This is a genomic window from Amycolatopsis acidicola, assembly GCF_007713735.2.
In the GTDB taxonomy this organism is placed as follows: Bacteria; Actinomycetota; Actinomycetes; order Mycobacteriales; family Pseudonocardiaceae; genus Amycolatopsis_E; species Amycolatopsis_E acidicola.
Genome location: NZ_VMNW02000039.1, coordinates 1 through 21594, shown reverse-complemented (window position 1 = coordinate 21594; position 21594 = coordinate 1). Strand labels below are relative to the sequence as shown.

Here is a 21594-nt window from a genome sequence, read left to right as displayed (position 1 = left end):
ACGCCCGCCGCGGTACCCATCGCAACTCCGACGGAAAGGCACAGCCATGTCCTATGTGATCGGCATTGACGTCGGGGGAACGTTCACCGACGCGGTCGCGTCCCGCGACGACGGCACGATGATCTCGACGAAGACACCCTCGACACCCCCGAATTACGCGGACGGAGTGGTGCAGGTACTCGAAGATCTCGCCGAGCGCGCGGGCCTCGGCATGCGGGAACTCCTTGCAGACACCTCCTACGTCGCGCACGGCACGACCTCGACGCTCAACGCGCTCGTGATCGGGGATGTCGGCAAGGTCGGCTGGCTGACCACCGTCGGCCACCGCGACTCGATCTACATCATGAACGTCGCGGGCCGCTATGCCGGCAGCAGCCCGGAGCAGGTCCAGGACATCCTCGCGACCCGTAAGCCGGCGCCGCTGGTGCCCAAGCGCCGGGCGAAGGAGGTTGTCGAGCGGGTCGACTACAAGGGCAGCGTCGTGGTCCCGCTCGACGAGGACGAGGCGCGGCAAGCGATCCGCGAGCTTCTCGACGAGGACGTCGAGGCCATCGCCGTTTCGCTGCTGTGGTCCTTCCGCAATTCCGCCCACGAGCGTCGGCTGCGCGAACTCATCCACGAGCAGGCCCCCGACATGTACGTGACGCTGTCCAGCGAACTCTCGCCGCGGATGCGTGAGTTCTCCCGCAACGCGACCACGATCATGAGCACCCAAGTCGGTCCGACCCTCGCTCGCTACCTCGAGCCGCTGACAGATCGCTTGCGCGACAAGGGATTGCGCGGACCGCTGCTGATCATGCAGGGGACCGGTGGCACGCTCGCCGCGAGCGAGGCGCCCAAGACCGCGATCCAGACGGTCGGCTCGGTGCTCACCGGCGGGGTGACCGGGGCGAGCAGGTTGGCGGAGCAGCTCGGGCACGGCAACGTGATCTGCACCGACGTCGGCGGGACCACTTTCCTCGTCGGGCTCATCGTCAACGGGGAACCGCTGCAGACCACCACAACGGTGATCAACCAGCACACGATCGACGTGCCGATGCTGAAGGTACAGGCGATCGGCAGCGGCGGTGGCGCCATCGCCTGGATCGACGCCGGCGGCAACCTGCGGATCGGTCCGCGCAGCGCGCAGGCCGTACCGGGACCCGCTTGTTACGACCAGGGCGGCACGGAGCCGACCGTCACCGACGCCGATCTGGTGCTGGGCATCCTCAACCCGGACAACTTCCTTGGTGGCCGCAAGAAACTCAACCTGGCGCGGGCCCGTGAGGCCATCGGCAAGTACGTCGCCACGCCGCTGGGGATGAGTGTCGAGGACGCGGCCGCCGCGATTTTCGCCGTGCAGAACGCACAAACCTCCGACCTGGTGCGCAAAGTGGTGGTCGAATCCGGCGAGGACCCGCGTGCCTTCGTCGCGTACGCTTTCGGCGGCGCGGGCCCCGTGCACTGCTTCGCCTATGGCGCCGAACTGGGGGTGCAGTCCACCGTCGTGCCGCTGGGCCCGTCTGCTGCGGCGTTTTCCGCCTACGGGCTGGCCTCGAGCAACGTTGCCGTCGTCAAGGAAGTCTCGAAGCCCTCGACGTTCCCGGTGCCCGCGGAAGAGGTCACCAAGACCTTCGAGGAGCTCGAAGACGAGGCCCGCACCGCGCTGGAGCAGCAGGGTGTCGAGCTCGTCGACATTCTGCTGCGCCGCGAGGCCGACGTCCGCTACACCATGCAGCTGGCCGAGCTGCCGACTCCGGTGCCCTCCGGCACCGTGACGGACGACGACCTGAAGAAGGTCCTCGCGGACTTCGAGGCGCGCTATCACCGCACCTTCGGCGAGGGAACCGGTTTCGGCGCCGCCGGCTTCCAGTTCATCACCTACCGCGTGCACGCGACCGGCGTGCTCCCGTCCAAGGTGACACTGCCCGCGGCCGATGCCGCGGACGGGCGAACCGTTGCGGACGCTCTCACCGGTCACCGGCCGGTGTTGCTCGATCCGGCCCGCGGCTTCGAAAAGACCCCCATCTACGACTACGTCCGCCTCGCGCCGGGGCACCGGATCAGCGGTCCGGCGATCGTTGAAGTACCGACCACGACCGTCACGATCTCGCGCAAGGACACCGCCGAGATCGACGGTTTCGGCAACCTCGTTCTGCACCACAACACCGAGGAGTGCTCATGAGCAGCCCCATTCCCGGAGCCGAGGTCTACAACAGCCGCCCGGTCGACCCGGCTGTGCTCCGTGCGAGCGTGCCGGCGAGCCTGCGGCTGCACACCGTCGGCCAGGACGCCATCGACAACCTGGACCCGCTCACCTACGAGGTGATCCGCCACCGGCTGTGGTCGATCACCGACGAGATGGGTGAGACGCTCAAGAAGATGTCCGGCTCCGTGGTGGTCACCGAGGCCAACGACTTCGACTTCGCGCTCTGCGACGAGGTCGGCCAGGAAGTGCAGATCGGGCTGTACAACACTTTCCTGTCCGCCTCACTGGATCTGGCCGTTTACTGGACCTTGCAGAACCGCGCCGAAAATCCCGGCATCCACGACGGCGACATGTTCCTCTGCAACGACCCGTGGGTCGGCGGTGGGCTGCACCAGAACGACGCCACCGTGTACGCCCCGATCTTTTTCGACGGTGAGCTGTTCGGCTGGTCCTCCGCGGTGGCGCACCAACTCGACATCGGCGGTGTCGCGCCAGGGTCCTGGACCCCACGCGCCCAGGACGTCTTCTGGGAGTCGCTGCCGACCCCGCCGATCAAAGTGGTGCGCGACAACGTGTTGCAGCGCGATGTCGCGGACATGTGGACTCGCCGCTCCCGCACGCCCATGCTGGTCTCGCTCGATCTGCGGGCCAAGGTCGGCGCGAACAACACCGCGAAGGCCCGGCTGCTGAGGCTGCTGGAAACCTACGGGCCGACAACGGTCAAGGCCGTCATGAAGCGGATTATGGACGACGCCGAGCAGCGGCTGCGCGCGAAGCTGCGGGAACTTCCGGACGGAACCTGGCACGCCACCGGCTACCAGGAGCACTCCGGCCAGGACGACCGCGGCCTGTACAAGATCGTGCTTGCGATGACCAAAGCGGACGATCGCCTGACCTTCGATTTCCGTGGCACCGCGGCACAAACCGGCATGATCAATTGCCCGTACTCCGGAGTGCGGGCCGGCATCATGTCCGCGCTGCTTCCGATGCTGGCCGGCGACATTCCGTGGGCAGGCGGCGGGCTGATGCGCTGCTTCGACATCATCGCCGACGAAGGAACGATGATCAACGCGTCCTTCCCCGCCGCGGTCGGTAAGGGCCCAGTCGGTCCCGCGTGGGCGGCAGGCAACCTCGTCAGCGAGTGCCTCGCCAAGATGCTCGACTCGCGACCGAAATCGCGTAAGTCGGTCCAGTCGGTGTGCGGCGGCACCTTCGACATGGTCGCCCTCGCCGGTCTCGATCAGCGCCAGTACCCCTTCGTCTCCCTGGTGATGGACGCGATGGCCGGTGGTTACGGCGCCGGCATCGATCGGGATGGCGTGGACACCGGTGGCGCCTTCGTCATCCCCATGGGACGCGCGCCCGACGCGGAGATGACCGAGTTCACCTCGCCGGTGCTTCTGCTGTGGCGCCGCGAGGAGACGGATTCCGGTGGGCCAGGTGCCCAGCGCGGCGGTCTCAGCGGTTCCGTTTGCCTTGTCCCGCACGACACACCGGCCCCGCTGGCCGGGGTGTTCTCCGGCACGGGTAAGGCGACGACGCAGAACTCCGGCCTCGCCGGCGGGTACCCCGGCAATACCCAGCTCGACATTGTGCTGCGTGGCAGCGATGTGCGCCGCATCCTGGCGGACGGCCGGGTTCCCCGCGGCCTCGATGACATCACCGCCACCCACGATGTCATGGGCGGTGAGGTCGAGACCGTCATCGGTCTCGAGGACGCGGTCTACGTCCACTGGCAGAGCGGCGGTGGCTACGGCGACCCACTCCACCGCGACCCGGAGGCCGTCGCCGAGGACGTGCGTGAGGCGAAGGTCTCGGAACAAGCCGCGAGGGCCGTCTACGGCGTCGTTCTCGACGGCGACGCCGGCGTGGACGTGGAGGCGACGAACCGGCAGCGGGATCTGTTGTGGACGGCGCGCCGTGAGGCGGCGGGCATCACGGCACGCGACGGTGGAGAGCGTCCGGACGTCTCGGGTGCGGAGCACCTCGACGTGAACCAGGCGCTCGTCGACGGCAAGACCGTCGTGTGCCGTCACTGCGGCGCCGGACTCGGTACTCTCGGCGAGCCCTATCTGGCCGCGCTGCCTCGTATCGAGACGGGCCCGTCGGCCGCGGGGCCGCACGTGTGGGCGGACTCGGCCACCTACATCGACGAGCAGGTCATCTTCCGGCAGGCCATCTGCCCCGGCTGTGCGACGGCGCTGCTGAGCCAGGTCGTGCCGGCCGATCACCCGATGCCCGCCGACATTCGTGGCGCCGGGAGCCGGGGATGAGCGCTGACCACCCTTTGCCCTCCTGGCCGGCGGCCCTCGCCGACCGCTATCGGGCGGAAGGCGCCTGGAGGCGTTCCACGATCGGCGCGGAGTTGAGTGCCACCGCCAGGCGTTTCCCCGAGCGCGTGGCGGTGGCGGACGCCGTGCGAAGGCTCAGCTACGCGGAGCTCGACCGGCAAGCCACCGCGATGGCAGGCGGCCTGCTGGCACGCGGGTTGCACCCGGGCGGCATCGTCGTCGTGCAGTCCGGGAACGTCGTGGAAACCATTGTGGCGTTCTACGGTCTGCTCAAGGCCGGCCTTGTTCCGGTGTGTTCCCTTCCCCAGCACCGCAAACGGGAAGTCGGCGAGCTGATCGCACTCACCGGTGCCCGCGCCCATCTGGTTCAGGCGGACTGGCCGCGCGCCGATCTTCCGGCACTCGCCGCCGAGCTTGCCGCCGAGCACGAGAGCCTCCAGCTCACCATCACCACGCGGGGAAGTGTGCACGGCGGCGTCACGCTGGACGAGCTCATCGCGCACCCGCCAGGACCCATGCCCGAGCTGGACCCGGAAGGCCTTGCCGTGCTGCAGCTGTCCGGTGGCACCACGGGTACGCCCAAGCTCATCCCGCGCCTGCACTGCGATTACCTGTGCAACGCGCGGGCTTGGGCCGGGCGTTGGGGCTGGGACGAACGGAACGTCGCCATGCACGCGTTGCCGATCATGCACAACGCCGGCATCGCGTTGTGCGTGCTGCCGGCGCTCGTCACCGGAGCGACCGTGGTGCTGGCGCCGCGGGCGGACGCGGAGGTCATCGTCGACTTGGTCGAACGCGAGCGGGTCACGGACATGGTCGCCAATGCCACCGTCGCCTACCGGTTGCTCGAATCGGACGCGGCCCGCGACGCCGACTTGAGCTCACTCGCCCGGCTCACCGTCGGCCCGCAGACCCCCGAATACGCGAGCCGGCTGGAGTCCGAGCTCGGGATCCGCGCGCTCGGCGTGTTCGGCATGGGCGAGGGGATGATCATGTGCACCCCGTGGGACGCTCCGGAAGACGCCCGCCGCACCACCGTCGGCACCCCGATCCATCCCCTCGATGAGGTGCGCATCCTCGACGACGAGCTGACCGATGTCGAGGAGGGCGAGATCGGCGAACTCGCGCTCCGCGGCCCGTACACCATTCCCGGGTACTACGCCGCGGCCGGGCACAACGCTGCCGCGTTCACCCAAGACGGCTTCTTCCGCACCGGAGACCTCGCGCGCGCTCACGACATCGACGGCGTCACGTTCTATTCGATCGAAGGCCGCATCAAGGACAACGTCAACCGCGGCGGCGAGAAGATCCACGCCGACGAACTGGAGCGGCTCTTGGTGACCCACCCTGGCGTCGCCGAGGTCGCCGTCGTCGGCATGCCCGACCCGGAGCTCGGCGAGCGGGTCTGTGCCTATCTGGTACCCCGCAGGGACATTCCGGCCCCGACAGTGGCGGACCTTGCCGAATTCCTGCTCGGCAAGGGAGTCGCGAAGTTCAAGCTCCCCGAACGGGTCGAACTGCGCTCCGAGCTCCCGGTGACGAGCGTACGGAAGGTCTCGAAGAAGAGCTTGCGCGAGGACATCGCGGCGAAACTCGCCAACGAGCGGCAAGCGAAGGCGGTGTCGGGATGAGCATCGGCAATCTCGCTTCCCTCACCACGCTGCCTGTGGACCGGCTCGAGCCGTGGCTCGAGCCGCTGGTCCCCGAGCTGCGGCCGCCGCTCGCCTCGACCCTGATCGCGGGCGGCCGATCCAACCTCACCTACCAAGTCGGCGACGCGATGGGGCATCGAGTCGTGCTTCGTCGCCCACCCGCCCGGATCGAAGTCCAAGGCGCACACGACATCGCCAGGGAATTCCGGATCCAGCAGGCGTTGTCCCGGCGATCCCACGTGCGCGTCGCCGGGCAGATCGCCTTCTGCGACGACGAAAACGTGATCGGGGTGCCGTTCTCGGTGATGGAGTTCGTCGACGGCACCATCGTGCGTGACACGGCGAGCGCGGCGGCGCTGGACGAACCCGTCAGGCGGCGCGCCGGCCACGCCCTTGTCGACCAGCTCATCGAACTGCACCGCGCGTCGCTCGCCGAGATGGGCCTCGCCGACCTTGGGCGGCCCAATGGTTATCTCGGCAGGCAGCTACGCCGATGGTCAGCTCAGATCCACGGCGAGTCCGGCACTGCCGCACTGCTGCGCGAAGGACAGCTGCGACTGGCCCGCCTGATGCCGCGCCAGCAGCGCACCGCCTTGCTGCACGGCGACTTCCGGCTCGACAACGTGGTCCTTTCCGAGACAGGTGGGGTCCGCGCGGTCCTCGACTGGGAACTGTCCACTCAGGGCGATCCACTCGCCGACCTCGGCTGGCTGATGCTTTACTGGCAACCAGAACAGCGGCTGGCCGCGGTTCTGCCGAGCGGGAGCGAGCTTCCCGGCTTTCCCGCAGCGGCCGATCTCACCGCCCGCTACGCGGCCGGCTCCGGGCTCGACCTCACCGATTTGCCCTACTACATCGCTTTCGCGGCCTGGCGCCTGGCCGTTATCACACTCGGCGTCGCGTCCCGCTACCGCCGCGGCGGCCGAGCCGGTTCCGAGCTCGCCGTGGACGAACTCACCGACGACGCTCACGTGCTGGCCGAGTCCGCTTTGAGCCGGTTAGGCACCTGAGCCGGTTTTTGTCTACGCACCAACGACTTTCACAGGAGGCCAGCCCCATGCCAGAGGCAGTCATCGTCGCCACGGCTCGTTCACCGATCGGTCGCGCCAACAAGGGATCGCTCAAAGACCTGCGTCCAGACGACCTCACGGCCCGGATGGTGCGGGCGGCGCTGGCGAAGGTGCCGGAACTCGACCCGGTGGAGATCGATGACCTGATGGTGGGCTGCGCGCAGCCCGCGGGCGAGGCCGGTTTCAACCTGGCCCGCGTGGTAACGGTGCTGGCAGGAATGGATTCCCTGCCAGGGACCACGGTCAACCGTTACTGTTCGTCCAGCCTGCAGACCACTCGGATGGCCCTGCACGCGATCAAAGCCGGCGAGGGAGAGGTGTTCGTCTCCGCCGGGGTGGAGACGGTCAGCCGGTTCGCCAAGGGCTACGCGGACGGTCTTCCGGAAACCGAGAACCCGATCTTCGCTGACGCCAAGGCCGCTACGGAGAAACTCGCGGGCGGTGGCCACACCTGGGTGGATCCGCGTATCGCGGGATCGCTGCCGGATATCTACATCGCGATGGGGCAGACCGCGGAAAACGTTGCCCAGCTGAAGAATGTGAGCCGCGAAGAGCAGGACGCGTTCGGCGTGCGCTCACAAAACCGTGCGGAACAGGCTATCGCGAACGGGTTTTGGGCCCGCGAGATCACGCCGGTGACGCTTGCGGATGGCACGGTTGTGGACGCGGACGACGGCCCACGCCCAGGGGTGACGATGGAGGGCGTCGCTTCGCTGAAGCCGGTCTTCCGCCCAGACGGCACGGTGACCGCCGGCAACTGCTGTCCCCTCAACGACGGTGCCGCTGCCGTCGTGATCATGTCCGACGCCAGGGCGAAACAGCTGGGCATTACCCCGCTGGCCCGCATCGTCAGCACTGGCGTGTCCGGCCTGTCCCCGGAGATCATGGGGCTCGGCCCGGTCGAAGCCTCGCGGCAGGCGCTCGCCCGGGCAGGTCTCACCATCGACGACATCGACCTGGTGGAGATCAACGAAGCTTTCGCGGCACAGGTCGTCGCGTCGGCACGCGAGCTGGGCATCGATGAGGACAAACTGAACGTCAACGGTGGCGCTATCGCCGTCGGCCACCCCTTCGGGATGACCGGCGCCAGGATCGCCACCACCTTGCTCAACTCCCTGCGTTTCCACGACGAACAGTTCGGACTGGAAACCATGTGCGTCGGCGGCGGCCAAGGCATGGCCATGGTCCTGGAGCGACTGTCATGACACGGACGGCCGCCGACGTGACGCAGATCGAGAAGGACGTGAGGACGCTGCTGTTGTTCTCGCCCCTGCGGCTGCGTGAGCTCGAGCTGAAAAACCGGGTGTGGCTCTCGCCCATGTGCCAGTACAGCGTCGAATCCCAGGACGGCGTTCCGGCCGACTGGCACCTCGTCCATCTCGGAGCGCGCGCGGCCGGAGGGTTCGGGCTGATCATGACCGAGGCCACGGCCGTACTGCCGGAAGGGCGGATCAGCCCGCACGACACCGGACTGTGGAACGAAACCCAGCAGACGGCCTGGGCTCGAATCGTGGACTTCGTACACAGCCAGAACACGGCCATCGGCGTGCAGCTGGCGCATGCCGGACGCAAGGCTTCCACGTGGGCTCTCGCGCTGCGCCGGGACGGGACGATCCCCGCGGCCGAAGGGGGCTGGCAGGCTGTCGGCCCGTCGCCGGTGGCTCTCGACGGTCTCGACACGCCCCAGGAGATGACTCGCGAGGACATCGCCGATACCGTGCGGGCGTTCGCCGCCGCGGCGTCTCGGGCCGACCGCGCCGGTTTCGACGTCATCGAACTGCACGCGGCACACGGCTATCTGATCCACCAGTTCCTTTCGCCGCTGTCGAACTTCCGCGCCGACGACTACGGCGGATCCTTCGATAACCGGGCCAAGGTGCTCATCGAGATCGTCGAGGCCGTACGGAAGGAATGGCCGGCCGGCAAACCACTGTTCGTGCGGTTCTCGGCGAGTGAGTGGGTCGACGGCGGGTGGACGGTCGAGGACACCGCCGAACTTGCCGGGCGCGTCCAGACCCTCGGCGTCGACCTGATCGACGTCTCGTCAGGGGGAGTGGTCGCGCCGGCCCGATTGGCCGTCGGTCCTGGCTACCAGGTTCCGTTCGCACGACAGATCCGCGCCACCGCGGGGATTCCCACCGGCGCGGTCGGCTTGATCACCGATCCGGAACAAGCAGAACGCATCCTCGCAGAAGGCTCCGCGGATGCGGTCCTGCTCGCGCGCGCGGCGCTGCGTGAGCCCTCATGGCCATTGCGGGCCGCGCACGCCCTCGGCATCGGCCGGGATCGGGCGCCGTACCCCACCCAGTACCTGAAGGGTGCGTGGCCCCGGCGCCACCAGCGGGAGCACAACGGCATGGGCAGGGAAGGTTCGAACCGATGACCTCGATCGGAATTGTCTACCACAGCGGCTTCGGGCACACCGCGGCGTTGGCGCGTGCGGTCGCCGAGGGTGCAGCCGCCGTCCCAGGAACCAGCGCACGCATGGTCTTCGCGGAAGACGCCGCCGCTGACCCCGCCCAGCTCGACGGCTTTGACGCGCTCGTCTTCGGGTGCCCCACCTACATGGCCGGACCGTCGGCCGGCTTCAAAGAGTTCATCGACGCGACGTCGGGTATCTGGTTGAAGCAAAGATGGAAGGACAAGATCGGGGCCGGTTTCACGAATTCCGGCGGATACAGCGGAGACAAACTCAACACACTGGTTCAGCTGATGCTGTTCGCCATGCAACACGGAATGGTGTGGGTCGGATTGGGCTTGCCCGACGGCGGCAGCTCCAGCACATCGACGGCTGACAACGTGAATCGACTCGGTTCGTACGCTGGCGCGATGGCGAAGTCCGACGTCGATCTCGGGATAGAAGGAATTCCGGAAAGCGACGTCGCCACGGCGGAAGCGCTGGGCAACAGGGTCGCCCTCGCCGCCCATCGCTGGCGGCAGAGTGGTGAGGCATCGGCCAACGGCTGCGCGTCGGCACCCCGTGTCACAGAGAGGGGCGAGCAGTGAAAGTTCTCGTAGTGGGCGGGGGACCCGGAGGGCTCTTTCTCGGGATCCTACTCAAGCGCGCACGACCGGATATCTCGGTGCACATCGTGGAGCAGAATCCAGCGGACGCGACCTACGGATGGGGAATCGGGTTGACGGAATCCGCTCTTGACGCCTTGCGCCCCGCCGCCTGTGACGTCATCGACGACTTGAGCGATGGCTCTGATATCACCGACGAGATGGGGTTCATTCTCGACGGCAAGTCCATGACCGTGCATGCGTCCAGTTTCTACCGCATTTCTCGCATCCTCCTGTTGGAGAAGCTGCAACGGTGGGCGCGAGCGGCGGGAGTGACGTTCGCGCACAACGAGCGAGTCGAAACAAGTGACGAATTGGCGGGCTGGGACCTTGTCGTCGGCGCGGATGGTGTCAACAGCCAGGTTCGCGAGCTGTTCACTGAGACGTTCAAGCCGGAGATCAGCTATGGAAATAACTGGTTTGCCTGGTACGGTACACCCCGGCTGTTCAACGCGCCGTCACTCATCTTTATGAACCGTCCTGAAGGGGTATTTGTCGGACACGCCTCCCAATACTCGCCGGACCGGAGCAACTTCCTTGTGGAATTGTCGCCCCAGGCGTACCACAATGGGAACTTCGACACTCTCGACGAAGAGGCGTCACGACAGCGGTGCGAGGAGATTTTCTCCGACTCCCTGCAAGGGGATCGCCTCTATACGAACAAATCCCTCTGGTTCCAGCCGAAGTTCGTGCGGTGTGCCGGATCGTGGAGCCACGACAATGTGACGCTGATAGGGGACGCGCTGCACACCGTTCATCCCTCGCTGGGCTCGGGCACACGTCTTTCCATGCGCGATGCCGTGTATCTTGTGGACGCTCTGATCGCTGGCGGCTGGGACGTGCCGGCGGCGCTACGCGGGTACGAGGAAACCAGGCGCCACGTCGCGGAAAGTTTCCAGCGGGCAGCTGTTCGAAGCATTGGCTGGTACGAGAGCCTTGAGGATCGACCGCCCCGGGATCTCGCCAAGCTGACGCTCGAGTACGTCATGAGAACCGGGCGTGTGCGTTACGAGGAGTTTCGGCGACGGAATTCCGAGATGATGAGTGCGTACGAGGCGTTGCAATAACGCGGCCGGGTGAGTGCCGGACTTCGATGGGAGATTTTCCCGATATGGCAACAGATCTTACGGGCAAAACGGCGCTCGTGACCGGTGGTGCCGGGGGCATTGGCCTGGCCTGCGCGCGTGCCCTGAGCGCGGTCGGGGTGAGGGTGCACGTAGTCGACCTCGATGCCGAGGGGGCCGAACGGGCCGCCGCGGAGGTTGGAGGATGGGCACACGCCGCCGATCTGACCGACCCCGCAGCGGTCGAGACGCTCCCGGACAACGTCGACATTCTGCTGAACAACGCCGGGTTCCAGCACGTCGCGCCCCTCACGGAGTTCCCGCCGGAGGAGTTCGCGCGGATGCAGGCACTGATGGTGATGGCACCGTTCCTGCTGATCCGCCGCAGCCTCCCGGCGATGTATGCCCGGAGATGGGGGCGGATCTTGAACATGTCGAGTGTCCATGGGCTGCGCGCGTCCGTCTTCAAGTCCGCCTACGTCGCGGCGAAACACGGTCTTGAGGGCTTGTCGAAGGTCACCGCACTGGAAGGCGCCCAGTTCGGTGTCACCAGCAACTGCGTGAACCCCGGCTACGTGCGCACCCCGCTCGTCGAAGGCCAGATCACCGCGCAGGCCGCCGCCCACGACATCTCCCGCGACGAGGTCGTGGGAGATGTGCTGCTGCGGCGTGCCGCGATCAAGAAGCTGATCGAGCCGGAGGACGTCGCCTCCACGGTGGTATGGCTGTGCAGCGCGCAGGCCGGCCACGTCACCGGGACCTCGATTTCCGTCGACGGCGGCTGGACGGCCGCCTAGCCCGGATCTTTCGCGTGGCCGACCTGCCGGCCTGGTCGGTCCGGAATGGGGGTTTTCAACGGTGTTTTTGGTGGTGAGGCGTGGTTGGTGGCCCGTTCAGCGGCTGGCTGCCGCATTCCACGGGCCCGGATGAGTGTTCTTTCTCTAGGCGTTGGGGCCGGGTTGTTGCTGGTCTCCGGGGTGCAGGCGGATCACCGCGATGGTGATCAAGCTGGTGAAGGGCGGCGGGGAACAGCGGTAGGCGCAACCGTTTGGGTTCCCGGCGGCGCGCGGGCTGGTCGTGCAGGGTCAGCAGCTGCAGCCAAAGCGGTCAGTGCCGCCGCGAGGCAGACGATCTCGATCCGGCAGCCCGGCTAGCTCGGCCACCCACGCCCCCCTCACGCGCTGTATGTAGGCCGATGTCCACACGTGGGCGGGGATCCGGTCGACCGCGGCGGCGCCCCATCGCGGTCAGTGGGCGTCATGCAGTTCGAACTGCGTGACGTGCGTCTGCCTGCCGAGCGGGGTCGGGTACCACGGAATCGTCCACCTCATCCGTTCCCGGAAGGGCGCGAGTTTCCCGATCGGCGCCCACGGCACGAGCGCGATCGTGGTGTCGAGTGCAGGCAGATGCTCCTCGTGGCTGATGTGTCGACCAGCAGGGAGCAGCTGTTGTGCCCTTCGGTGTCGTCCGGCCCGAACATGAAGTGGTAGACGATGAGCTGGCGGCGGCCCTCGAAAACGTCGAGCAGGCTCCCTTTTCCGCCGAGCCCTTCGAACACGTAGTTCTTCTCCACCTTCACCATCGGCAGTTCGCGCCGCCGCCTGCTGAGCGCGTCTGGCGGGAGCGTCGCTGAACACGTGCTCACCGCGCCGGGGCTGTATCGGATGTACCCGGCGGTCGCGAACGCCCAGCCCGCCGCGGTGGCCTATTACCGACCCACCGTGCACGAAACGTTCCAGCCGTTCGGCGTTGCCGTGCTGACCACGGACGCCACCCAGCTCGTTTCGGTGACCACTTTCGTCGACCCCGGTCTGGTGCGCAGGTTCCCGGAGTCCACTGTGGACCCTGAACGGTGATCGTGGTCGAATGACTTCTCGGCACGAGGCGCGTCTTTATCCCGGGGCCATGCGGCCGGTCGATCCACACCAGCAGAGCGCACCCCGCCCAGATCGGCGGGACCAGCTCGGGCTCGCGGTGGTTGGGTTCTGGCGGTACCGGTTGGGGTGTCAGCGTCGGCGGGGATGGCGACGGACGGGGCCCGCGCGGAGGTCCGCGGAGTTGGCGGTACTCGGCGAGCACGATCGCGAACCGGTCGCGGTCGGGGTGCGGTGCGTCGGGGTGGCAGGCACGGACTGCGCGGCGGTAGGCAGCCGTGATCTCGGCGGCGCTGGCGCCGGGCTCAATGCCGAGGACTGCGTAGGGATCGGGCGGTTGTGTGCTCATTGTGGTGGCCGTGGAGGGTCGGGTGCGTGTGCGGGGTTGAGCTGGCTGACGGCGGTGTAGGAGCCGCGGGCAGTGGTCTGAGCGGGTCGGAGCGTGGGCGAAGTTGTCCGACGCAGCTGCGATCGGAGGATCGTTCAGGGCCGAAGGTCGCCGTCGTCGGGCATGGTGGGGCCTTCGTGCTGGGCGGTGGTGTGCGGGTGGGCGAGCAGCTGGCGCAGGTCGTCGCGGGCCGGGGCGAGCAGGAGCGGTCCCGTTGTCAGGCAGCCGTGCATCGCGCGCAGGTCGGCCACCAGCTCGGTCAGGACCGCGTCGCTGCGGTGGTCCAGCGCGGCGGGGGCTTGGTGCATCACGGTCGCGACGAGGTCGGCCAACGCGGTGCCGATCCGCATCGCGGCGTCGACCGCGGCGTGCAGCTCGACCGGCCCGGGTGTCCGCGTGGCCAGACACTTCTCGGCCGCGGCCAGATGATCGTGCGCCTGTTCGAGCCGTTCGTGCACCGTGTCGATGTCGGTCACCGTGCTCACCTCCCGCTCGATGGCCCGCCCAGGGGCGGGGCCGGGTGCTCAGGCGTTGATCTGCTTGGTGTCGCTGCCACCGGTGATGGCGATCTTGCGGGGCTTGGCCTGTTCGGCGATCGGCACCCGTAGCGTCAGGACACCGGCACCTGGACCTCGGCGCCCTCGCCGTAGTCCGGGCCGCGTTCGGCCTTCACGGTGAGCACATTGCGCTCCACGTCCAGCTCGATCGAGTCAGCCGGTCCAGCTCACGGAACGGATCCGTCCTCATCAACATGACCATCCGCTTCCATTCTCCTTTCCTGTGCACCGCCCTGGCGGGCCGGTGGCGGCGCGCTCAAGTTTCCTGTTCCCATGGCTGCAAATTTCAGGCGGCGAGCCCTTCGCTGAGGGCGAGCTGGCACGCGGCAGCGATGCGGACGGTGAACCAGTCCATTCCGGTGTCGTGCACGCGGGCGACGGGCAGAGTGTCGCCGGGGAGGTTCGTGCCGACGTAGTCCATGGCGCGGCCGAGCACGTGCAGATACAGGGTGAGAGTGGGGCGATCCGGCGCCGCGCCTGCCGCGCTGAGTTCGGCGCGGATCTCGTCCTGGTGGTGGTCGAGCACGGCTTTCCGCCAGGGATCGGCCGTCATTTCCGCGATCGTGGCGCGCACTGGCCCGCTCACCCAGGTCTCGAGCGGTATCGGCGCGCACATGCTCACGCGCTCCTCTCGTCGTCCGGCCGGGGATCAGACATCCATACGCCGCCAGCACAGTAAATCTATGCTGGCGGGGGTAGACATTCAACGCCGGGGGGTTGTAATATTCTCGGCGTTCGGAGAGAGACAAGAGCGAGTAAGACCGCCGCGCGGGACGGAGCCGATCGCAGAAGGGGTTCCGGCTCGTGGCGGATCCGGGGCCGGGTAGTGAACACGAAGCAGTAGTGGTCCCGGTGTGGCAGACGCGGACGAGCACCAGTGTCCGCGTGAAGTGATGTCAGTTCGCAGTATGCAGTGAAGAAGACGGGCGGATGCGGGGCAGCACAAGGGCCCCGCATTCCCCGAGCGACATCAGGCGTGCTGGGACCGATCTCGGTAAGGGGTTCCGGCCGGTGATGATCGCAGCAGTACCGAGTACGAGAGAAACACAGGAGAGAAGGGATAGGGCACATCATTGGATCGCCCGCCGCGGCGGGGCAGTAGTGCCGCGCGGGTACCGCAGTCCCATCGGATTGGAAGGTGGTTCTCGGTTACGACACAGCGATCCCCGCACAGTCCGCTCGTCGGCTGGATGCGGGTACAACAGTCCGGCGTGGATGCCGGTCGGCAATGATGAAACCCAAACCCCTGGGACCCCGGGTGTCGTGCACGGCACCCGGGGTCCCTTGTGATGTGGAGGTGGAATGATCCCTGACCAACACGACCCGGTCGTGCCCGGTGGCGGCGCGGACAAATTCGACGACGAGGACTACCCCGCCTACACCATGGGCCGCGCCGCGGACATGCTCGGCGCGAGTCAGAACTTCTTACGCAGCTTGGACGAAGCCGGCCTGATCGAGCCGCAGCGCTCCGCCGGCGGGCACCGCCGCTACTCCCGCCGCCAGTTGCGGATCGCCGCGCGGGTGCGGGAACTGGTCGACCAAGGCACCGCCGTCGACGCGGCGTGCCGCATCGTGTCCCTCGAAGACCAGCTGCACGAAGCACAGCAGCAGAATTCCGATCTCCGGGGCGGAGACTGAGCCGCCCTCACCGGCGGTGCACCCCGAGACCGCGGGCGTGGTCTGCGGCGCGCAGTGGAGCGCCGAGCTGATGGAGGTGCGGGCGGGGCATGTTCGGGAAAAGGTGATGCTCGATCTGGTAGTTCAGCCCGCCGAGCACGAAGTCGACGACCCGCCCGCCGCGGATGTTGCGTGAGGTCAGCACTTGCCGCCGCAGGAAGTCGACCGGCGGCCCGGTCATCGTGGGCATTCCCTTGTGGTTGGGCGCGAACGAACAGCCCATGTAGACACCCCAGAGTGCTTGGTGCACCACGACGAACGTGACCGCGAGCCCAGGGGAGAGCACGAGAAACACCGCGGTGAGGTAGCCGGCGACGTGCGCGGTCAGCAGGGCACCTTCCACGCGGCGCCGCTTCGTCTCACCCCGCCACACCGCCCGGATTCCGGAGACGTGCAGGTTGAGCCCTTCGAGGGTGAGCAGGGGGAAGAAGAGGAACGCCTGATTTTTGGCCATCCAGCGGAGGAAACCCTGTTTCACGCGGGCTTGCCGGCCGGTGAAAGCCAGCGCCGGGATGTCGAGGTCGGGGTCGTGCTCTTCGTGATTCGGGTTGGCGTGGTGACGGTTGTGCCCGTCGATCCACCACTGAAAGCTCATCCCGACCAGGCCGCCGCCGTGCACGACACCGACCGCGTCGTTGGGGCGCCGGGTCCGGAAAATCTGCTTGTGCCCGGCACATCGTGGCCGACGAACGCCAACTGCGCGAACACCACGGCCAGCACGGCCGCGATCAGCAGCTGCCACCACGTGTCGCCCAGGAACGCGAACCCGACCCACGCCCCGGACAACACCACCAGGTTCGCCGTGATCACCGCGGCGTAGTAGCCGTGGCGGCGGCGCAGCAGCCCGGCTTCCCGAACTTCGGCGAGCAGACTGCCGTATCCCGGTGCGCGGTCGTTCACCGGTGCCGCGTCGCAGGCGCTCCGGCGGCAGAGGAGGAAAACCGGACGCTGCGGGTGCGGCGCTGATCCGCGTCGGACAGCGTGTGTCCGGCGGCGTGCGAGACGGGGTGGCTGAACAGCGCCGGCGAGGCCGGGGTACGCGCGCTGCGGGTACGTACGGGTGTGGGCGACAAAAGAAACTCCTTGAGAAGAGGCCGGCAGGTGAACACGGCCAGCGGTGACGCATGAGCACCGAACGGCGGCGTCGAGCGGATCGGCGCGCCATCGTTGGGCACAGGCTTGGTCGCAGGTCGAACAGCGTCGTCAAGGCTCCTCGTAACCCAGGGTCGAAAAGCGCGGCGCGAGCCTGCTGATGTCGACGCTACGCGCATCCGCGGGCAACAGCCAGCACGGGGGCGAGGCGCGTGCCGTTTGACGGTCCGTGTGCCCGTGTGCTCCACCGCTTGCGGCCCGGCCCCCGTGCGCGATTCTGAGGTGCGCGACCCACATGACGAGAGTCTCTCGTTGTCCATTTTGGACATTGAACCCGCACTGCGACCCTGATGCTCGTCTGGGACGAATCAGGCGTGTTGGTCAACGGGATGCGCGGAGCGCCCGATGGTCACGGCAGCCGCGGGCCAGTGCGGCGGTGTCGGGTGTCCCGTCCGTCCGGTGGACTTGCGACGGGTGGCGCAGGTGGTGGCCCGTGTGCTCAGCGAGCATGGTGACCAGGTCGGTCAGGCCGCCGGTCAACTGGACCAGCTGCCAGCCGGAGTCACGCAGCTTGCCCAGGCTCGGCGACGCGGCCGGGTTGATGCCGCGGAGCGCGCGGACGGTCGTGGCCAGCGTGGCGGCGAGCGTGACCGGTCGGGTGGTGCTCATCGCTTACTCCCCGGGTGTCAGGGCCAGGGTTCGCCCTCGTCGAGAACCGGAGCGTCGCGGCGTTGATCGGCGACATCGGCCGGGTCGGCATCCAGCAGGCTCCCGGTGCCGGCCAAGGCGGGTTCGGCGTCGCCGGGTTCGGGGCGGGCCTGGCGCTGCTGGTCGGCGACGTCGTGGGCGGAACCGTCGGGCATGGCGGCTTCTCCGTTCTGCCGGGTGAGGAAAAGTGCATCGCGCGAAGGAGGGTCCACAGTTCGTCCGAGTCCACTGTGGACACCTCGGCTCCGGCCCCGCGCGGGCGCGGCGTGCGTGCCGGGCGGGGCGGGAATCCGTCTTTCTGGGTCCGGGACCTTCAGGCGTTGATCTGCTTGGCGTCGCTGCCGCCGGTGATGGCGATCTTGCGGGGTTTGGCCTGTTCGGCGATCGGTACTCGCAGGGTCAGGACACCGGCTTCGTAGTGTGCGGTGATGTTGTCGGCGTCGAGGGTGTCGCCCAGGAACAGCTGGCGCGAGAACACTCCGCGCGGGCGTTCGGACACCTGCACGTCCGCGCCGTCGTCGTAGGCCGGTGCCCGCTCGGCCTTCACGGTGAGCACGTTGCGCTCCACGTCCAGCTCGATCGAGTCCGGTGCGACCCCGGGCAGGTCGAACTCCACGACGTACTCGTGACCGGACCGGTAGGCGTCCATCGGCATCGCCGCCGGGCGGGCCGCGGTGCCGTTGCCGCCGAAGAACTGCTGAGTCAGCCGGTCCAGCTCACGGAACGGATCCGTCCTCATCAACATGACCATCCGCCTCCTTTGCTCCTTTCTGTACGCCGCCATCCGGCGTGCTGGAGGCGCCGGCGGCGGCTGACGTCAGCTTGTCAGTGTCGTTGCCGGGGCGGCCCGGCCGTCGCAGCCCGGCGGCCGGGGCCGGACCCCATTTCTGGGAAGGGGTGTCGCAATATCGTGCTGTCGCTTCGGATCGGGCCACCCGGTGCCGCGCCGTCCGGGGCGCGCATCGAGTGCGTCACGAGGCGCGGGGCCGGGACCGCTGCTGGGTCTCCTCGGCCGTATGTGGTGCCGGAAGCGGAGGGGCTCGTTGCCGGCGCCTGCCTCTCGCCGTCGGCGCGGTGGGCGGCGTCCGGCCGCCCGGGGCGAGACTGTGCTTGTGCCGGCGTGGCCTTCGCGGGCCTGACGCCCTTGGCTCGGGCCGGGGGTGGCGAGGTGGGCGCACGCCGAAGTTGGCGGTCATGATGGCGTCGAACTCCGCGCGCAACCAGGCCGGATCGGCGTAGACCAGCTCGGCGAACTCGCTGGTCACCGCTGGGTCGCGGGTATCAGGCATAGTCGATCACTCCCCGGTCGTCCGCTGTCTCCGACATCCAGTTCATGAACCACTCGCTCATTTCTATAGCTCGGACTGCAGATTGTGTCAAGTGTTCAGGGGAGAAAATGTGCAGCGGCGGCTCGTAGCGTTGCGACCTCGCCCGCTGCGATATCTTGTAGTGGGTGCTGTAGATTGTATCTAGCGGGAGGTGCATGTTGGCCGATCTGGGCAGGCTGGACGATCAGGACTACCCGGCCTTCACGACCGGGCAGGCCGCGAAGATGCTCGGGGTGCAGGAGGCGTTTCTGCGCAGTCTGGACACCGCCGAGCTGGTACGTCCACACCGGTCCGAAGGCGGGCACCGTCGTTACTCCCGGCGCCAGCTCACCCGCGTGGCCCGACTGCGCGAAGAGCTCGACGAGGGCCACACGTTGGCGGCCGCGGGCCGCATCATCGGCTTACAGGACCAGCTCGCTGATGCCGAGGATCAGCTGGCGGACACCGAGGGCCGGCTTGCCGCGGCGGAAACGGAGATCGCCGACCTGCGCGTCGAGCTCGGCCGCGACGGCCCGGCCGGCCAGATCGCGACGCCCGACGGGCACGGTCCGGGCGCGGCAGGGCCGCCGCCGGAACGCGCGTAGCGCGCCACGCCACCGATACGGGCGAGACGGGTTTTCTTCGGCTAGATGTTCTGTTTGATAAGCGGCGGAGCCGCTTGCGGTGGGCCGTCAACCGGCACCGCCGGGGGTTCTGAGGTGGTTCCTGGCGAGGACAGCGCCGAAGTGGTGAATGGGCATTCATGATGAGGCGATCCCGGAGTCAGGGGCCGCCTCAGGTTCCGCTACCCGCACCGCCACGCAAACCACATTTGAAACACTTCCTAGGTGTTCTGTGAAGGGGAGGGGTCATGTACTCGGAGGCCACGCGGGTGGACACCGAGGAGCTTGTTCCGCTGCACACCGACTTCGACGTGCGGTGGCGCGGTTATGACCAGGAGCAGGTGCGCTACTGGATCAGCCAGTTCGAAGCCGACCTGGCGGTGGTGACCGCCGATCGTGATGCCGCGCTGAGCCAGCGCGACGACCTGGCCGCCGAACTCGAACGGACCCGCGCCGCGTTGAGCCGGCTGCAGGCCCGGTTCGACCGGGTCTGCCGCACGCCACCCAGCGTCGACGGGCTGACGGACCGGTTGCGGCGCATGGTCGAACTGGCCCAGGACGAGGCCGGTGAGATCACCGCCCGCGCCCGCACCGCCGCGGAGAACCAGTGGGCCGCCGCCCAGGAGGCCGCCGGACAACTACGCGCCCGCCACCTCACCCTGCTGCGCGAACTCGACCACCGGCGGGCGGAACTGGAACGCGAACACCGCGACCTGCTCGCCCGCACCCGCGCCGACGTCGAGGCCCTCACCACCCAGGCGCACGCCGAACGTGCTGCCCTCGACACCCAGGCCGCACGCCGCCGCGCCGCCATCGAACGCGACTTCCAGCGCGACCTGCAGTCCCGGCGCGCCGCCGCCGAGCGGGACATCGCCGAACTCCGCGCCACCGCCCGTGCCGAGGCCGACGCCATGCTGAGCGAGGCCCGCCAGGCGGTACAGCAGCTGCACCACATCCGCGACGACGTTCTCGCCCAGCTCCGCGACGCTCAGGCCCTCGTCGCCGAAGCCTTGCCCCTGCTGGCAGAAGACACCGACAACGCTGCCGAGGCCCCCACCCTGACCGGAGTCCCCGCGCCCGTCTCCGCACTCCCGGCGCCACCCGATCCCGACGCCGGTACCGCGACCGCCGCGTGAGCGCAGGGAGGAAAAAGCGGCAGAGGTGACTCGCCGGGAGGTCAGTCGGCGAGGATGCGCTCCACTCCCTAGCAGGGCCAGGGCCCTGCTAGGGAGTGGCGTCCAGCTCAGGGAGCGCCGGGCGTGGGCGTTGATCGGGACGAACGGCCGTTTGCCCGCAACACCAGGGAGTCGCGGCTCGCCACGGACACGTCCCTTGCGTCCGCGCGGTGCGAATCCTGTCGCTCAGCGGGGTGTGCGGCCGAGGAAAGTGACTCCCAGCGCCACTACCGCGGCGCCGGCGCACACGGTGGCCATGATGGCGAACGGGGTGGGGCCGTCAGGGGAGTCGCCGAGGATGAGGGCTACCGTGGCGCCTCCGGTCGCCGCACCGACGAAGCGCAGCATGTTGAAGACTCCGAGACCGGCGCCCGAGTCCGCTTCCTGCGCCGAACGGCCGGCCCCGGCGGCGGCCGGGGTCTGGGTCAGCGCCATGCCGGCGCCGATGCACGCGGCCGTCGCGACGAGTGTCCACATCGGACCGGCCCCGGAGCCGAGGGAGGCGAGGATCGCCGCGAGGGCGATTTCGGCCAGTGCCAGGCAACTCAGGCCGATCCGGAGTGCCTGACGCGGCCGCCAGCGTTCGGTGAGCAGGCCCGTCACCGGAGCCAGCACCGTCATCGCCAGCGGCAGCGCCACGACGAGGACTCCCGCCGCCCGGGAACTGGTTCCCCACCGCGTGGTCAGGTACAGGGGGATCGTGAGCAGGGTGGCCGTCAGGCAGAACATCTGGCACATCGCGGCGACCGCGGAGCGGGCGAAGCGCGACTCGGCCAGCAACTTCGGCGGGACGAACGGTGCCGCCCGGCGTCGCTCGATCACGACGAAGACGCCGACCGCGGCGGCCGCGAGCCCCAACCCGCCC

At 68.2% G+C, this 21594-nt stretch carries 20 protein-coding genes and 3 pseudogenes; 13 read left to right on the top strand and 10 right to left on the bottom strand.

Annotated features, from left to right (window positions below; translation table 11 throughout):
- Positions 1-46: 46 nt before the first annotated feature.
- From FPZ12_RS24245 to FPZ12_RS24205, 9 genes are read left to right on the top strand one after another with little or no spacing between them, the layout of a single operon-like run.
- A complete protein-coding gene (locus FPZ12_RS24245; protein WP_144749024.1) occupies positions 47-2164 on the top strand; it encodes a hydantoinase/oxoprolinase family protein in 2118 nt (705 codons plus the stop codon).
- Positions 2161-4461, top strand: coding sequence for a hydantoinase B/oxoprolinase family protein (locus FPZ12_RS24240; protein WP_144749023.1), 2301 nt, complete (start codon positions 2161-2163; stop codon positions 4459-4461). The genes FPZ12_RS24245 and FPZ12_RS24240 overlap by 4 nt, the downstream gene beginning before the upstream one ends.
- Complete coding sequence (locus FPZ12_RS24235; protein ID WP_144749022.1) at positions 4458-6110, top strand: (2,3-dihydroxybenzoyl)adenylate synthase; 1653 nt, start codon at positions 4458-4460, stop codon at positions 6108-6110. Before FPZ12_RS24240 ends, FPZ12_RS24235 begins: the two co-directional genes overlap by 4 nt.
- On the top strand, positions 6107-7141 hold the full coding sequence (locus tag FPZ12_RS24230) for a phosphotransferase family protein (RefSeq protein WP_144749021.1): 1035 nt from the start codon (positions 6107-6109) through the stop codon (positions 7139-7141). Before FPZ12_RS24235 ends, FPZ12_RS24230 begins: the two co-directional genes overlap by 4 nt.
- 47 nt (positions 7142-7188) lie before the next feature.
- Positions 7189-8406: an acetyl-CoA C-acetyltransferase gene (locus FPZ12_RS24225; RefSeq protein WP_144749020.1), complete on the top strand. Its 1218-nt coding sequence runs from the start codon at positions 7189-7191 to the stop codon at positions 8404-8406.
- Complete coding sequence (locus FPZ12_RS24220) at positions 8403-9584, top strand: NADH:flavin oxidoreductase/NADH oxidase (protein WP_208025980.1); 1182 nt, start codon at positions 8403-8405, stop codon at positions 9582-9584. Before FPZ12_RS24225 ends, FPZ12_RS24220 begins: the two co-directional genes overlap by 4 nt.
- On the top strand, positions 9581-10207 hold the full coding sequence (locus tag FPZ12_RS24215) for a flavodoxin family protein (RefSeq protein WP_144749019.1): 627 nt from the start codon (positions 9581-9583) through the stop codon (positions 10205-10207). Before FPZ12_RS24220 ends, FPZ12_RS24215 begins: the two co-directional genes overlap by 4 nt.
- The gene (locus tag FPZ12_RS24210) at positions 10204-11331 is read left to right on the top strand and encodes an FAD-dependent monooxygenase (RefSeq protein ID WP_166462881.1); all 1128 of its coding nucleotides are present in this window, start codon (positions 10204-10206) and stop codon (positions 11329-11331) included. Before FPZ12_RS24215 ends, FPZ12_RS24210 begins: the two co-directional genes overlap by 4 nt.
- 44 nt (positions 11332-11375) lie before the next feature.
- Positions 11376-12125 (top strand): 3-hydroxybutyrate dehydrogenase, encoded by a 750-nt coding sequence (locus FPZ12_RS24205; RefSeq protein WP_243770000.1) that lies wholly within the window; start codon positions 11376-11378, stop codon positions 12123-12125.
- A 530-nt stretch (positions 12126-12655) separates the two neighbouring features.
- Here the strand turns inward: FPZ12_RS24205 and FPZ12_RS24200 are convergent.
- On the bottom strand, positions 12656-12973 hold the full coding sequence (locus FPZ12_RS24200) for a DUF899 family protein (RefSeq protein ID WP_144749016.1): 318 nt from the start codon (positions 12971-12973) through the stop codon (positions 12656-12658).
- On the opposite strand from FPZ12_RS24200, the gene FPZ12_RS46585 reads away from it, so the two are divergent.
- Complete coding sequence (locus FPZ12_RS46585; protein ID WP_243770005.1) at positions 12966-13184, top strand: hypothetical protein; 219 nt, start codon at positions 12966-12968, stop codon at positions 13182-13184. The two genes, FPZ12_RS24200 and FPZ12_RS46585, sit on opposite strands and share 8 nt — an antisense overlap.
- A 232-nt stretch (positions 13185-13416) precedes the next feature.
- Here the strand turns inward: FPZ12_RS46585 and FPZ12_RS46905 are convergent.
- The 4 genes and pseudogenes from FPZ12_RS46905 to FPZ12_RS24180 all read right to left on the bottom strand — a co-directional run.
- Positions 13417-13551: pseudogene (locus tag FPZ12_RS46905) on the bottom strand (J domain-containing protein); the annotation flags it as partial.
- A gap of 134 nt (positions 13552-13685) precedes the next feature.
- Positions 13686-14066 carry a hypothetical protein gene (locus FPZ12_RS24190; protein WP_144749014.1) on the bottom strand — a complete coding sequence of 127 codons (381 nt, stop codon included), beginning with the start codon at positions 14064-14066 and terminating at the stop codon, positions 13686-13688.
- 48 nt (positions 14067-14114) lie between these two features.
- Positions 14115-14302, bottom strand: a pseudogene (locus FPZ12_RS46575) (Hsp20/alpha crystallin family protein); the annotation flags it as partial.
- Positions 14303-14433: 131 nt separating this feature from the next.
- The gene (locus tag FPZ12_RS24180) at positions 14434-14700 is read right to left on the bottom strand and encodes a DUF6401 family natural product biosynthesis protein (protein ID WP_144749013.1); all 267 of its coding nucleotides are present in this window, start codon (positions 14698-14700) and stop codon (positions 14434-14436) included.
- A gap of 749 nt (positions 14701-15449) precedes the next feature.
- Here FPZ12_RS24180 and FPZ12_RS24175 point away from each other — a divergent pair.
- Positions 15450-15785: a helix-turn-helix domain-containing protein gene (locus FPZ12_RS24175; protein ID WP_144749012.1), complete on the top strand. Its 336-nt coding sequence runs from the start codon at positions 15450-15452 to the stop codon at positions 15783-15785.
- A gap of 7 nt (positions 15786-15792) precedes the next feature.
- On the opposite strand, the pseudogene FPZ12_RS24170 reads toward FPZ12_RS24175, so the two are convergent.
- The 4 genes and pseudogenes from FPZ12_RS24170 to FPZ12_RS24160 form a co-directional block, all read right to left on the bottom strand.
- Positions 15793-16724, bottom strand: a pseudogene (locus FPZ12_RS24170) (fatty acid desaturase family protein).
- 573 nt (positions 16725-17297) lie between these two features.
- Positions 17298-17585 carry a hypothetical protein gene (locus tag FPZ12_RS24165; protein WP_144749011.1) on the bottom strand — a complete coding sequence of 96 codons (288 nt, stop codon included), beginning with the start codon at positions 17583-17585 and terminating at the stop codon, positions 17298-17300.
- Between the two features lie 17 nt (positions 17586-17602).
- Entirely contained in the window at positions 17603-17779 is a 177-nt protein-coding gene (locus tag FPZ12_RS45695; protein ID WP_166462880.1) for a hypothetical protein, read from the bottom strand.
- Positions 17780-17937: 158 nt separating this feature from the next.
- Entirely contained in the window at positions 17938-18369 is a 432-nt protein-coding gene (locus FPZ12_RS24160) for an Hsp20/alpha crystallin family protein (protein ID WP_144749010.1), read from the bottom strand.
- 738 nt (positions 18370-19107) lie between these two features.
- On the opposite strand from FPZ12_RS24160, the gene FPZ12_RS47020 reads away from it, so the two are divergent.
- Positions 19108-19536, top strand: a complete 429-nt coding sequence (locus FPZ12_RS47020; RefSeq protein WP_144749008.1) for a helix-turn-helix domain-containing protein — start codon at positions 19108-19110, stop codon at positions 19534-19536.
- 266 nt (positions 19537-19802) lie between these two features.
- Positions 19803-20690, top strand: coding sequence for a coiled-coil domain-containing protein (locus FPZ12_RS24145; RefSeq protein ID WP_144749007.1), 888 nt, complete (start codon positions 19803-19805; stop codon positions 20688-20690).
- Between the two features lie 225 nt (positions 20691-20915).
- On the opposite strand, the gene FPZ12_RS24135 is transcribed toward FPZ12_RS24145, so the two are convergent.
- Positions 20916-21594: MFS transporter (locus tag FPZ12_RS24135; RefSeq protein ID WP_144749006.1), on the bottom strand; the 679-nt coding region annotated here is incomplete at its 5' end.

Excerpts from the sequence above, each read along its gene's own strand:
- FPZ12_RS24245 (WP_144749024.1), top strand. The coding sequence starts at position 47 with ATGTCCTATGTGATCGGCATTGACGTCGGGGGAACGTTCACCGACGCG.
- FPZ12_RS24240 (WP_144749023.1), top strand. The coding sequence starts at position 2,161 with ATGAGCAGCCCCATTCCCGGAGCCGAGGTCTACAACAGCCGCCCGGTC.
- FPZ12_RS24235 (WP_144749022.1), top strand. The coding sequence starts at position 4,458 with ATGAGCGCTGACCACCCTTTGCCCTCCTGGCCGGCGGCCCTCGCCGAC.
- FPZ12_RS24230 (WP_144749021.1), top strand. The coding sequence starts at position 6,107 with ATGAGCATCGGCAATCTCGCTTCCCTCACCACGCTGCCTGTGGACCGG.
- FPZ12_RS24225 (WP_144749020.1), top strand. The coding sequence starts at position 7,189 with ATGCCAGAGGCAGTCATCGTCGCCACGGCTCGTTCACCGATCGGTCGC.
- FPZ12_RS24220 (WP_208025980.1), top strand. The coding sequence starts at position 8,403 with ATGACACGGACGGCCGCCGACGTGACGCAGATCGAGAAGGACGTGAGG.
- FPZ12_RS24215 (WP_144749019.1), top strand. The coding sequence starts at position 9,581 with ATGACCTCGATCGGAATTGTCTACCACAGCGGCTTCGGGCACACCGCG.
- FPZ12_RS24205 (WP_243770000.1), top strand. The coding sequence starts at position 11,376 with ATGGCAACAGATCTTACGGGCAAAACGGCGCTCGTGACCGGTGGTGCC.
- FPZ12_RS24180 (WP_144749013.1), bottom strand. The coding sequence starts at position 14,700 with ATGACGGCCGATCCCTGGCGGAAAGCCGTGCTCGACCACCACCAGGAC.
- FPZ12_RS24175 (WP_144749012.1), top strand. The coding sequence starts at position 15,450 with ATGATCCCTGACCAACACGACCCGGTCGTGCCCGGTGGCGGCGCGGAC.
- FPZ12_RS24165 (WP_144749011.1), bottom strand. The coding sequence starts at position 17,585 with ATGAGCACCACCCGACCGGTCACGCTCGCCGCCACGCTGGCCACGACC.
- FPZ12_RS45695 (WP_166462880.1), bottom strand. The coding sequence starts at position 17,779 with ATGCCCGACGGTTCCGCCCACGACGTCGCCGACCAGCAGCGCCAGGCC.
- FPZ12_RS24160 (WP_144749010.1), bottom strand. The coding sequence starts at position 18,369 with ATGTTGATGAGGACGGATCCGTTCCGTGAGCTGGACCGGCTGACTCAG.
- FPZ12_RS47020 (WP_144749008.1), top strand. The coding sequence starts at position 19,108 with ATGTTGGCCGATCTGGGCAGGCTGGACGATCAGGACTACCCGGCCTTC.
- FPZ12_RS24145 (WP_144749007.1), top strand. The coding sequence starts at position 19,803 with ATGTACTCGGAGGCCACGCGGGTGGACACCGAGGAGCTTGTTCCGCTG.